This is a genomic window from Niallia oryzisoli, from assembly GCF_043641075.1.
Classification (GTDB): Bacteria; Bacillota; Bacilli; order Bacillales; family Cytobacillaceae; genus Bacillus_BD; species Bacillus_BD oryzisoli_A.
The window spans coordinates 34,225-47,692 of sequence record NZ_JBHZRC010000004.1; the positions used below are offsets into that span (position 1 = coordinate 34,225).

At 39.0% G+C, this 13,468-nt stretch carries 10 protein-coding genes; 7 read left to right on the forward strand and 3 right to left on the reverse strand.

What is annotated here, in order from left to right; genetic code table 11:
• Positions 1-38: 38 nt before the first annotated feature.
• The 7 genes from ACHUFV_RS14120 to ACHUFV_RS14150 all read left to right on the forward strand — a co-directional run bounded on the left by ACHUFV_RS14120 (position 39) and on the right by ACHUFV_RS14150 (position 8,286).
• Entirely contained in the window at positions 39-800 is a 762-nt protein-coding gene (locus tag ACHUFV_RS14120; protein ID WP_394235184.1) for an ABC transporter ATP-binding protein, read from the forward strand.
• Positions 790-2,736 (forward strand): FtsX-like permease family protein, encoded by a 1,947-nt coding sequence (locus tag ACHUFV_RS14125; RefSeq protein WP_394235186.1) that lies wholly within the window; start codon positions 790-792, stop codon positions 2,734-2,736. Before ACHUFV_RS14120 ends, ACHUFV_RS14125 begins: the two co-directional genes overlap by 11 nt.
• Positions 2,737-2,944: 208 nt before the next feature.
• On the forward strand, positions 2,945-4,324 hold the full coding sequence (locus ACHUFV_RS14130; protein ID WP_394235187.1) for a selenium-binding protein SBP56-related protein: 1,380 nt from the start codon (positions 2,945-2,947) through the stop codon (positions 4,322-4,324).
• Between the two features lie 15 nt (positions 4,325-4,339).
• A complete protein-coding gene (locus ACHUFV_RS14135; protein ID WP_394235189.1) occupies positions 4,340-4,981 on the forward strand; it encodes a hypothetical protein in 642 nt (213 codons plus the stop codon).
• Positions 4,982-5,256: 275 nt separating this feature from the next.
• The gene (locus ACHUFV_RS14140) at positions 5,257-5,718 is read left to right on the forward strand and encodes a tripartite tricarboxylate transporter TctB family protein (RefSeq protein WP_394235191.1); all 462 of its coding nucleotides are present in this window, start codon (positions 5,257-5,259) and stop codon (positions 5,716-5,718) included.
• A gap of 15 nt (positions 5,719-5,733) precedes the next feature.
• Positions 5,734-7,248 (forward strand): tripartite tricarboxylate transporter permease, encoded by a 1,515-nt coding sequence (locus ACHUFV_RS14145; RefSeq protein ID WP_394235193.1) that lies wholly within the window; start codon positions 5,734-5,736, stop codon positions 7,246-7,248.
• Between the two features lie 24 nt (positions 7,249-7,272).
• A complete protein-coding gene (locus tag ACHUFV_RS14150) occupies positions 7,273-8,286 on the forward strand; it encodes a tripartite tricarboxylate transporter substrate binding protein (protein WP_394235194.1) in 1,014 nt (337 codons plus the stop codon).
• 68 nt (positions 8,287-8,354) lie between these two features.
• Here the strand turns inward: ACHUFV_RS14150 and ACHUFV_RS14155 are convergent, their stop codons facing one another.
• From ACHUFV_RS14155 to ACHUFV_RS14165, 3 genes are all read right to left on the reverse strand, one after another.
• Complete coding sequence (locus ACHUFV_RS14155) at positions 8,355-9,263, reverse strand: sulfite exporter TauE/SafE family protein (protein WP_394235196.1); 909 nt, start codon at positions 9,261-9,263, stop codon at positions 8,355-8,357.
• Between the two features lie 333 nt (positions 9,264-9,596).
• Positions 9,597-11,312, reverse strand: coding sequence for an assimilatory sulfite reductase (NADPH) hemoprotein subunit (gene cysI, locus ACHUFV_RS14160; protein ID WP_394235197.1), 1,716 nt, complete (start codon positions 11,310-11,312; stop codon positions 9,597-9,599).
• Between the two features lie 27 nt (positions 11,313-11,339).
• Entirely contained in the window at positions 11,340-13,178 is a 1,839-nt protein-coding gene (locus ACHUFV_RS14165) for an assimilatory sulfite reductase (NADPH) flavoprotein subunit (RefSeq protein ID WP_394235198.1), read from the reverse strand.
• Positions 13,179-13,468: the final 290 nt, after the last annotated feature.

Genomic DNA, 13,468 nt, shown 5'->3' on the forward strand with positions numbered 1-13,468 from the left:
TATAATGATAGTATCGAAGTATAGGAGTGTGGATGGGAATGAACATTTTAGAAGCAAATAAAATTTATAAAAGCTACGGCAATAAGTTTAATAAACAAGAGGTCTTAGTGGGGATTGACCTTCGTGTTGAACAAGGAGAATTTGTCAGTATTATGGGTGCATCCGGCTCGGGGAAAACGACCTTGCTTAATGTCCTTTCTTCCATTGATAAGGTCAGCGATGGGACAATTTATATCGACGGAAAAGAAATGACCGCGATGAAAGAAAAACAATTAGCCGAGTTTCGTAAGCATTATCTCGGTTTTATTTTTCAAGACTACAACCTGTTAGATACGCTTACCGTCAAAGAAAATATTCTTCTGCCCTTGTCGATTACGAAAACCCCGAAAAAAGCAGCGGAAGAAACATTTAAAGCAGTGGCAACAGATCTTGGCATATATGACATAAAGGACAAATATCCGAATGAAATTTCAGGAGGTCAAAAGCAGCGTACCTCAGCAGCCAGGGCCTTTATACATGAGCCTAGTATTATCTTTGCCGACGAACCGACCGGCGCACTTGACTCGAAGTCCGCTTCCGATTTGTTAAACAAGCTGAGCGATTTAAATCAAAAAAGGAAAGCAACTATCTTAATGGTTACACACGACCCTGTTGCAGCCAGCTATTGCAGCCGCGTTATTTTTATTAAGGATGGCAAAATCTACACGCAGTTAAATAAAGGAGAACAATCGAGGCAAATCTTCTTTCAAGATATCATGAAAACACAGGCTGTATTAGGAGGCGTGCCCCATGAACATTAATCAGCTTATCCTAAGCAGCCTGAAAAAAAATCTAAAAAATTACTATCTGTATGTTTTTGCGCTTATCTTTACAGTCGCCCTCTATTTTGCCTTTGTTACGCTTCAGTATGACCCGGCAATGGATGAAACAAAAGGTACAATTAAAGGTGCTGCTGCCATACGCACAGCTTCCATCCTGCTTGTCGCCATTATTTCAATATTTCTATTGTACGCTAACAATATTTTCATCAAGCGACGCAGTAAAGAAATCGGACTGTTTCAGCTAGTCGGAATGACAAAAGGAAAAATCCTGCAAATCCTGACCATCGAAAACCTGATTCTTTATTTTAGCTCCATGATCGTCGGTATCTTTATTGGATTCTCGGTTTCAAAGCTGATTATGATGATTCTTTTTAAAGTCACAAAGGTAGATGGCATTGCTGCATTAAGTTTTTCATTGGAGGCCTTCATTCAGACACTGATTGTCTTTAGTGTGATTTATCTGTTCATTATCTTAATGAATTGGTTTTTTATAAAAAAACAAAGCATTCTATCCCTTTTTCGGGTCAAATCCTCCACAGAAGAGAAGGTAAAGAAAGTATCTATTTTCGAAATGATATACGGAATTGCCGGGATTCTCCTTATTATTTTGGGCTATTATATATCCTCAAAGTTATTTGGCGGAGATTTCGTCAGCTTAAATGAGCTGTTTATGGCGATGGTATTTATTCTTGCAGCAGTCATTATTGGAACCTATCTTTTCTACAAGGGATCCGTGCGTTTTATCTTTTACCTTATACGTAAAAAGAAAGATGGCTACTTAAACATTAATGAGGTTCTTTCCCTTTCATCCATTATGTTTCGAATGAAATCAAATGCGTTACTGTTAACGATAATAACGACTGTTTCAGCATTAGCAATTGGGTTACTTTCACTAAGCTATATATCGTACTATTCTGCTGAAGTAAACGCTGAATATGTAGTGGGAGGCGACTTTGCCTTTATCAATACGGTAGACTCTGAACTGTTTAAAGCGAAATTAACGGAGAATAAGATTGATTTTATCGAGCGGGACATTGAAGTTCTTCAGGCTGAAGCAAATTTAGAAAATATAATCGTCAGTAACCTTGATGAAAGTATCTTAACCAATGATCTGACCCGTATGCCTGTTCCTGTCATCAGTGAGAAATCCATTGATATGGACATATCAAAGGGAGAAGTACTATTTACCGGTTATAACGATATGCTAAATAGGTTTTTAACTTTCAAGGATTCAGGAAACCTTGAACTAATCGGAAAACAGCATACAGTTCCACTTGCATTTCAAGGAATACAAAAGGACAAATATCTATCCTACTATTTCACAGCCGGCGGTATCCCGAATGCAATAGTGGACGATACCGTTTTCCAATCCTTAAAAAAGGACATCGATCCGACGATCCAAGGAGAATACTCTTTGCATATCGGGATTGATCTTATTGAGGATGATAAAATAGACGAAGCAGCAAGGCTATTTAGGAGTTCCTTTCATGAAGACACAATGAATTTATCCCGTATCGAAAGAAGTGATGAGCAGAAGCATCTCTATGGGCTTACAATGTTCATCGTCGGCTTTTTAGGTTTGACCTTTCTAATCACATCAGGCTGCATCCTTTATTTTAAACAAATGGATGAGAGCGAGGATGAAAAGTCAAACTACACGATTTTAAGAAAACTTGGGTTCACCGAGGGAGACTTGGTGAAGGGAATCCAGGCGAAGCAAATCTTTAATTTCGGTATTCCATTATTGATTGGCTTACTGCACGGATACTTTGCCGTCCAATCAGGCTGGTTCTTATTTGGAACAGAGGTTTGGACTCCGATGATTATCGTTATGGTTCTTTATACTGCCTTATACTCTATCTTCGGAATCCTTTCCGTTTTGTATTACAAAAAGGTTATTAAAGAAGCCCTATAATGAATAGAAAAAACTCCAGTCACATCAATACTGGAGTTTTTGCTTTTCTGCATCATTTACCTCTTCATGTAAGTTTCTAAGTCCATTCAGGGTAACTAATTGCAATCTGCTGAAAATAACTTTTTATCTTATCTAAGACTAATTCCCCTATTGGTTTAATATGAATAATAATAGTATCAAAACCATTATTTTTGAGAGGATGATCATTGTGAGTAAATGGTTTGGGACAGATCCAACCTTCTATCCTTCCCCTCGATCTGCAATGGAGGCCCCCATTGAAAAACTTGCTTACGTTGCCTTATTAAATCCTGATGGAATTGGCGTTATTGATTTGGACCCTGTGTCCGAGACTTATGGAAAGCTTATTTATAAGCTTGATATGCCGCATGGTGCTGAGGATGAACTCCATCATTTTGGTTGGAATGCCTGCAGTTCAGCCCTATGTCCTACTGCTTTTCATCCTCAATTAGAACGTAGATATTTAATTGTTCCCGGAATACGTTCCTCCCGAATTTATATTATTGATACGAAACCAGATCCAAAAAGACCGAAAATTGTCCGAACAATTGAACCAGAAGAAATTAAAAAACGCACCGGATACAGTCGGCTCCATACCGTCCATTGCGGTCCTGAAGGAATATTTATCAGTGCATTAGGAGAAGCGGATGGGAACGGCGGTCCAGGTGGAATACTGCTGCTTGATCATTTTAATTTCAATGTGTTAGGTGCCTGGGAAATGGACCGAGGACCACAGGTATTTGCCTATGATTTTTGGTGGCATATTGCGCATGATGTGACGATCACGAGTGGATGGGCCACACCTGATTTATTTGAACATGGCCTTAATTTAGATGCCCTGCTTCAGAGGAAATATGGTCATAGTATCTTTTTCTTTGATAGTAAGTCTAGAAGCTTTGTTCAGGAAGTGGATTTAGGTGATCAACATCAAATGGTGCTGGAGCTTCGTCCTGCTCATAATCCCCGGAAAACCTATGGCTTTTCAAGCGTTGTTATTGACGTAACGAATTTAGCAAGCTCTATCTGGGTTTGGTATCAGGATAACGGCAAATGGAATGCAAAGAAAATTATTGAGATTCCAGCTGTCCCTACAGATCCTGCTCTTCTTCCACCAGCTCTTAAAGATATCGGAGCAGTTCCTCCGCTTGTAACTGACATGGTCCTGTCTCTTGATGACCGTTTTCTCTATGTATCCTGCTGGGGAACAGGAGAGTTGATTCAATATGATGTTAGTGACCCATTCAATGCAAAGTTGATTGATAAAGTGAAAATCGGCGGTATTGCTAATCCCGTTCCACATCCTTCCGGAAAAAATATGACAGGCGGGGTACAGATGGTGGAATTGAGCAGGGATGGAAAAAGAGCCTATTTTTCCAACTCATTATATAAAGCATGGGATGATCAATTCTATCCGTCTGGAATCAAAGGCGCAATGGTAAAAGTAAATATCAATCCTAATGGTGGTATGGAGATTGATAAAGACTTTTTTGTTGAATTCGGCAAGGTAAGAGCACATCAAATTCGACTGGATGGAGGAGATTGCTCTACTGACACTTTTTGTTATCCTTGATAAGGAGATGCTAGCATGGCTGACATCCTTCTTTCACATGACAGTCAATTAATTGCGGCTACTCTTTTAGGGGCTTTTCACGGTCTTAACCCGGCAATGGGTTGGTTATTTGCCGTATTTTTAGCTGTACAACGAAATAATGTGCGTGTGTTGTTTTTTGCTATTTTCCCTATTGCGTTGGGACAGATGCTTGGTGATGGGGTTGTTATTATACTTCAAACCGCAGCAAGATTTCATTTTCCACTGCATACTGTTCATCTTTTTATCTCAACCTTTATTATCTTGTATGGACTTTATCGCTTATTTCGCTATTATCGACATTTCAAATGGTCAGGCGGATTAAAGGTTGGTTATGGCCAATTGATTTTGTGGTCATTTCTTGCCTCCTCCACTCATGGTTCCGGGCTATTGTTTGCACCTTTTATCCTTTCTGCCGAGAGACTGACAGATCTTATCCCTATTTGGGTGGTTCATGAGCTCGGAATGCTAACCTCTATGAGCCTTCTTGCCTTATTAGGCTACTATGCTGGCATGGCTAAATTCAGAAAATACATCATCAATTTTGAATTAATTTGGGCCGTTTTACTACTAACAGTTGGATTGATTTTATTAATCATGAGTGGTGATATGAGTGGCGGGTCTGTCCACCATCACTGATCATAACTACATTAGTACCTTTTGCACTCCTAGGAGTGCTTTTTTTATTAATACACGATCCAAACATGCAATGATTTTTGTCCGCTAATTTGCTTTTTTTGGACTTTGGAGAAAAAAAGAAACATACATATTTAGTAAGTCAAACTGTTAAAAACTTTAATATAAGACTAAGTTAAATTTGGTAGTTGATTTCCGTTCCAGGCACTTCGCTACAATCAACATGTAGCTAAAATCAACATTGTGCTTTAACTATTTTAATGGAAAGGAGGCCATTCATGACATCTAAGTTCATCTCTGAGAAAAAAGTCGGAGGTTTACTAGCGATATTATTTGGATGTATATCATTAAATGAAGGAATACAGCTTTATCCGCTAAATAAAAACCTTTTAACCGGTGACCATGCCTTTCCAGGTTTTCTCGGTATTCTCCTTATCCTATTTGGCTTATCCGTATTTTTCGATAGAAAAATAGAAGAAGTCCAACCAACCCTCCCCTCCGGAAGAACTAGGTTACGAATAATACTATCCATTCTCATCTTGTTTATTTACTGTTTATTCATCATGGTCGTTGGCTATGTCATGAGTACGTTGATTGTCTCCATTACGTTATTAAAAATGATTGGAAACTATCGATGGCTTTTCTCAATTTTGCTGGGGGCGGCAATAACTGCTTTTTTATATTACTTGTTTATCGTCATATTAAAAATACCGTTTCCAATTGGTTATTTTACGTTTTAAGGAGGAGAGCTATCAATGGATTCAATCATGTTCCTGTTAAATGGATTTAGTGAAGTCTTAACTCCTTCTAATCTTCTGATTGTGTTAGTTGGATCGCTGCTTGGCACTTTAGTCGGAGTTCTCCCAGGACTTGGTCCTACATCTGCTATAGCCATACTATTACCAGTCACAACGATTCTTGACCCTGCGCAGGGATTAATGATGATGGCTGGTATTTATTATGGTTCTATGTATGGTGGCTCTACGACTGCGATTTTAATGAATATCCCCGGAGAATCTTCTTCTGTCCCTACAACACTAGACGGCTACCCTCTTGCAAAAAAAGGAAAAGCCGGGACCGCTTTAGGTATAGCAGCTATTGGTTCTTTTGCAGCGGGAATCATCGGGTTAATTGGATTAGTCTTATTTGCTCCTTTTTTAGCTGATCAGGCGCTAAAGTTTGGACCTCCTGAATATTTCACCTTACTTTTGATTGCGTTATTGATTCTATTTAATCTGACAGGATTTTCCTTTCGTAAATCGGTCATTATGGGCTTGTTTGGCTTTCTTTTCTCATTAGTCGGTATCGGGATAACAACAGGTACACCTAGATTTGATTTTGGACTTACCTTTCTGACTGGTGGATTTGAAATGATCAGTATCATCATTGGTCTTTTTGCTATCGCTGAAGTTTTAAAGGGACTTGAAGAAAATCACAGTCTAAAAAAGCATGTAAAAATTAAGAGTGTATATCCAAGCAAACAAGACTTAAAACAGAGTATACCCTCCATTTTCAGAGGAAGTGTACTAGGCTTTTTTCTAGGCATCCTTCCAGGTGTTTCAGCAACAATTACGTCCTTCCTTGCTTATGATTTAGAAAAAAAGGTTTCAAAATATCCTGAAACATTTGGGGATGGTGCTATTGAGGGCGTTGCGGGGCCAGAGTCAGCGAACAATGCAACAAGTTCAGGCGGCTTTATCCCATTGTTATCATTGGGTATACCTGCATCACCACCGCTCGCAGTGCTACTAGCAGCACTCATGATATATGGATTAACACCAGGTCCTGTTTTATTTGAGCAAAATAATCAAATCGTTTGGACGATTATTGCCAGTATGTTTATCGGAAATACGATCCTGCTGCTATTGAATCTTCCTTTAGTTGGATTGTGGGCAAAACTCACCGAAATACCTTTTGGAATTTTAGCACCTTTTATTCTCCTAATAAGTGTTCTTGGTGCGTATTCTGTTCGAAATAGTATGTTTGATGTTATAGTAGCCATTATATTTGGCGGGCTAGGATATGTATTTCAAAAATATCGCTGGCCAATCATTCCGTTTATTTTATGCCTTGTGTTAGGACCAAAAATCGAGAGATATTTTATTGAGTCTTTAGAAATGTCATCAGGTAGTTTATTCATCTTTGTGGAGCGGCCAATCTCACTGACAATATTAGTGTTTGCTGTCATTGCATTAATCATTTCTATTGTTCTTATGAAAAGAACTAAGAAACGGATCCTTCAGGAAACCGGGGAACAAATGGAATTTTAATAAACTTACTAGGAGGAATTCTATTTGAAACGAAAATTATCGCTATTGTTCACTTGTTTACTAATGGCAGGTCTAATTATTTCTGGGTGTTCTTCAGGGGCTACACCGAAGAAAGAGGAAAAAAAGGGACTTGATTATCCTGTAAGACAAATTGAACTAGTTGTTCCTTTTTCAGCCGGTGGCGGTGTAGATTTAGCTGCCAGAACTGTGGCAGATTATTTAAGCAAAGAGTGGGGGCAGCCTATTATTGTTACGAACAAAACCGGGGGCGGCGGGATTATTGGTGCTCAGTATGCTTTGAAGGAAGCTAAACCAGATGGTTATACAGTCCTTGTAAATAATAACTCATCTACATCCCTTCATGAAGCAGGAACATCCAATCCTACATTAACAATAGACGATAACCTATTCGTTTCTCGTATTGCAACTGGGTCAATGGCTTATGCTGTAAAGGCAGATGCCCCGTGGAATAGCTTTGAAGAATTCTCAGATTGGGTGAAGGCAAATCCTGAACAAATAACTTGGGCAAGTGTCGGTCCTGCCGGGATTTCAGCTTTTGCAGCAGCACAATGGCTTGAGTCAATTGGTGTAGACTATAATTCTACTAAAATGGTATCCTCTGAAGGTGCATCAGACTCTGCCGCAAAGGTTGCCGGCGGCCATGTTGTATTAGGAATTCATACAGTTGGAGAGTTTGCTCCGCTTGTTGATTCAGGAAAGATCAAATTACTTGCTGTTCAATCACCGGAAAGAAGTCCTCTTTATCCTGAAGTTCCAACAACAGAAGAGCAGGGCTTTAAAGAATTAACAGTTAGATGGTGGACCGGGCTGTCCTTTGCACCAGGAACTCCTGATAAAATAATAAAAAAATGGGATAACGCAATTGAAAAACTGCAAAAAGATGAGGAGTTTATCAAGCAACTAGAAAAAGTAAAGCTAGAACCTGGCTATTTAAATTCTAAAGATTTTACTAAAGAAGTACAAAATGAAACAGATATTTTTAAAAAGCTGGCTAAGGAAACAGGAATCCTAAAGTAATAACAAATGCACGATCCTTTATACCAAAGAATATAAAGGATCGTGCATTTTGGTGATTTATTTTATTTTTAATCCGCTATATTTCCAGTCCTTTTTTGTTTTACAAAAATGGAAGATTTCTTTTTCGAAAGCTTATTAACTGTAAATAGGATTGCTATGGCCCAGCCGAAGAAAATAAGTGTATATAAATATGGATAAATGGACGTATTATCGATCCAGGTTGTAAATAGAGTTCTAGAGTTAACAAAAATAATAAATCCACCAACTAGAACACCCATTAATTGCGGATGAACCTTTTGTACAAGCCAAGCTGCAATTGGAGCTGCAATCACACCCCCGATTATTAAAGCTGTCACCCAAAGCCAATTGACTTGTGCCCAGCCCAGTGAGATAAAGAACCCTAATGAAGCTGATACAGCAATTGCAAATTCACTGGTGTCTACTGTTCCGACTACCCTTCTTGCACTCATGTCATTTTTACTTAAAAGAACAGGTGTCGCAATTGGACCCCATCCGCCTCCGCCTGTTGCGTCCATGAAGCCTGCAATAAAGCCTAGCGGAATAGCTTGCTTTTTCGTTAGAGTTGATTGACCATTACCTGATGACGGACGATAGTTAAATAGAAAGCGAAACAAAACATACAGCCCTAATACCAATAAAAAAATTGATACATATGGCTTTGCCAATTCCCCTGGAATATTACTTAAAAAAGTAGCTCCTAAAAAGGCACCGATGGATCCAGGGATAATCAATTTGTAAACAACTGATTTATCAACATTCCCAAATTTGATATGTGAAACACCTGACGCAGCTGTTGTCACTACTTCTGATAGATGGACCGAAGCTGAAGCAACTGCCGGTGCAATACTAAATGCTAACAATAAACTGGACGATGTTACACCATAGGCCATGCCTAGTGCACCGTCGATCAACTGAGCTAAAAAGCCAATAAAGGCAAAAACAATTAACTTTTTCATGGTTATCCTCCCACTTCTCTCCTGATACCCTTTTTCATCGAGGACCTTCGGTTGACCGATCGGTATAAATATTGGGTATTTTCTGATATCTTATATATTCTACATTTTAATCTAAATTATTCCTAGTTGTCAACTTTGTTTTATTAGATTAATAAAAATAGGCATTTGCTCTATACTTTAGACTAAACGCAGACAGCTTAATTATTAGTTCAAATTATGTATTCATCAGACAATGTGTGATTTACACAGCTTTTCCTAAAGTATTATTTTTTCGCAAAAAATATATAAAAAAAAGAGACAGGGATCACCTGTCTCTTTCACTATATAAAAATATTAATCATGGAAATTAGTGCCATCAGTTGTTGCTTTAATAATACCCGCACGGATGACATAGTCACCAAAGTGCTCGCCTTCCAAACGCTCTTTAGCATAACGAGGAAGAATTTCACGAAGTTCACGTAAGATCTCCTCTTCACCAATGTTTTCACGATACATTTTGCTTAAGCGGCTGCCATCATGTGCTGCACCAAGGTACATATTATATTTACCTACTGCTTTACCAATAAAGGCAATTTCACCAAGAGCAGGACGGGCACATCCATTTGGACATCCAGTCATACGAATATTAATTTCCTTGTCTTGAAGTCCGCTTTCGTCAATTATTTCCTCGATTTTATCAAGTAAACTTGGTAAATAGCGTTCTGCTTCAGCCATTGCCAAGCCGCATGTTGGAAGGGCTACACAAGCAATAGAGCTACGGCGTAATGCTGAATAATGCTTACCATCGGTTAAACCGTATTTTTCTACAAGTTCGGTAATCTTCTTCTTCTTCTGGCTTGATACATTCGCAATAATCACGTTTTGATTTGCAGTTAGATGGAAATCACCTGTATGAACCTTCGCAATTTCACGTAAACCAGTTTTTAATTTATAATCATCATAATCTGCCACACGTCCACCTTGGATAAATAGGGTTAGATTCCATTTACCAGCTACACCTTTAACCCAGCCGTAACGGTCGCCATTATGATCAAATTGGAATGGTCTTGCTTCCTCTAAGCTCCAGCCAAGGCGTTCTTCTAATTCAGCCTTCACATTTTCAAGTCCTAGACGGTCAACAGTATATTTAAAACGAGCATTTTTACGAACTGAACGGTTTCCATAATCACGTTGAATCGTAATCACTTTTTCCGCTAAATCTTGAATCTTGTCAGGTGTACAGAAACCAATCACTTTAGCAAGCTGAGGGTATGTTGCTTTATCGCCGTGTGACATTCCCATACCGCCGCCGATTGCTACGTTAAAGCCAACGAGCTTATCATCTTCAATAATCGCAATTAAACCTAAATCCTGAGAAAAGACATCAATATCATTTGTTGGCGGAACTGCGATACCAATCTTAAATTTACGCGGCAGATACGTTGGTCCGTACATTGGTTCAACCTCTGCATCTGGTGTCCCAGCTACTTTCTCTTCATCAAGCCATACTTCATAATATGCTCTAGTCCGAGGTAGTAAATAATCGCTTAATTGCTTTGACCACTCATATACTTCTGCATGATGCTCAGATTGATATGGATTTGCTGCACACATTACGTTACGGTTAACGTCACCACATGCTGCAATGGTATCCATAAGCGCTGCATTAATTCCCTGAATCGTACTCTTCATATTCCACTTTAAAATTCCGTGTAATTGGAAAGTCATTCTTGTCGTCAGCTTTAATGTACCGTTTCCATATTTATCTGCAAGATCGTCCATAACAAGCCATTGGTCCGGTGTTGCAACGCCTCCTGGCAAGCGGACACGAAGCATGAACTGATAGGCTGGCTCAAGCTTTTGTTTTTGACGCTCATTACGAAGATCACGGTCATCCTGCAAATAGCTGCCGTGGTGCTTCATCAAACGGTTATCATCGTCAGGAATTCCGGCGCTCAGGCGTTCGAGCATTACTTCCTTCAGTGTACCGCGTAAATAATCACTTTTAATCTTTATCTCCTCAACATCACTTGGTGGTCCTTCTGGCGCTGTTAAAATTGTTTTCACCATGTTGAAAACACTCCTTTCAATCCAAAATCAATATACGTCTCGCTGGTAGCGTTTTTGCTGCTGCATGTTGGCAAGATACTCTTCTGCTTTTTCACGGCTCATAGCGCCTTCTTTTTCAATAATCTCGATTAGCGTCTGATGAACATCATGTGCCATGTTTTTCTCGTCGCCGCAAATATAGAATGCAGCTCCTTCTTCAAGCCACTGGAATAATTCTTTACTGTTTTCAAGCATGCGGTGTTGTACATAAACCTTTTCTTCCGTGTCACGTGAAAACGCAACATCCATTTTAGTCAGCACACCATCTTTAAGCCATTTTTGCCATTCTGTCTGATAAAGGAAATCTGTTACAAAATGCTGATCTCCAAAGAACATCCATGACTTTCCTTCTGCACCGATTTCTTCACGCTCCTGCATAAATGAGCGGAAAGGAGCTACACCTGTACCAGGTCCGACCATAATAATAGGTGTTTCCGGGTTTTGAGGAAGCTTAAAGTTATCATTCTTTTGAATATAAATCGGAAGCGTATCGCCAGGCTCCAGACGCTCTGCACATAGGATGGAACAAACACCTTTACGCTCACGGCCATGCGCTTCGTAACGGACAGCACCGATGGTTAAGTGAACTTCTTCTGGGTTTGCAGCATAGCTACTTGCGATAGAATATAAACGTGCAGGTAATTTTCGTAAAATAGATACAAACTCTTGCGCAGATACATTCCATGGACCAAAATCACGTACTAAATCAAGCAGATCACGGCCGTTTAGATATTCTTTTACGTCACCTGATGAAAGAAGCTCGCGTAATTTCTCATTGTTTGTTATCTCTAATGCTTTTTCAAGAAGAGGCTTTGTTAAAACAGTTAATTCAAAATAAGAAGTTAATGCTTCCTTAAGAGAACGAATTTCCCCTTGCTTATTAACCGTTACGTTTTCTTCCGGATTCAACTTTAGTTCTTCTATAAGTAAGTTAACAAGCTCTTGATCATTTTCAGGATAAATACCTAATGTATCACCTGGTTCAAATGTCAGCCCTGATCCTTCTAAGGATAACTCAAGATGACGTGTTTCTTTATTAGAGCCGCGTCCGTTCAAGTTAAGGTTTTCAAGTACTTCTGCTCTAAACGGATTTGTTCTAGAATACTCTGATTTAACAGCTTGATTTACTTGAGCAGAGAATGCAGGTGCAGCATTTCCCCCTTGTGCTTCATTTAAGCTATTAAGAACACCATCGAGCCACTCTGCTGCAGGCTCATCATAGTCAACGTCGCAGTCAAAACGCGGATAAAGTCTTACCCCTCCAAGCTCTTCCAAACGCTGATCAAATTCCTTACCTGTTTGACAGAAAAACTCATACGAGCTATCTCCAAGTGCCAATACAGAATAGTTTAGACCTTCAAGCTTTGGAGCACGCTTTCCATTCAGGAACTCATGGAAAGATATCGCATTATCTGGCGGATCTCCTTCTCCATGTGTACTCACAATAATCAGCAGGTTGTCAACCTTTTTCAAATTATTTGGTTTGAAATCACTCATCGACGAAAGAGTTACTTTAAAATCCTGCCCCTCAAGCGTCTTTCTTGCTTTATCAGCTAATCCCTTTGCATTACCTGATTGAGAGCCGAAAAGAATCGTTACTTCTTTCGTAACTGTTCTCCCACCATTCACTGCATTAAACTGTGAAACTGGAGCTTCCAATGTTTCTAATGCAGCAGCAGCCTGTGACCCTGATTGCGCTTGTGCCTGGGTTGCAGCTAGAAAACCGCTCAGCCATACCTTTTGAGATTCCGTCAAGCTTGGCAGCAAACGGTTAAGGAGCTCTGCCTGCTCCTGATTAAACGGACTGTTCAATACCTGAAGTTGCAACGTTATCCACCTCACATAATAATTAAACTAATCGTACATCTTTTTTATTATAACGACTTATGTCAATATAACGACTAATTCTAAAAATTAATATTTTTTTCTTACATCCATCTTATATCTATTATTCCTATAAATCAAGTAGGTTTTTAATGAAATAAAAAGGAGTTATAAATTTTCCTAAACCTATAAAAATAAATAATTTATAAATGAGTTTCTATATGAAACTTTACCAAAAGATTGAGAATTAGTAAAATAAATATTAATTATTATAACTATTAGTATTACTAATA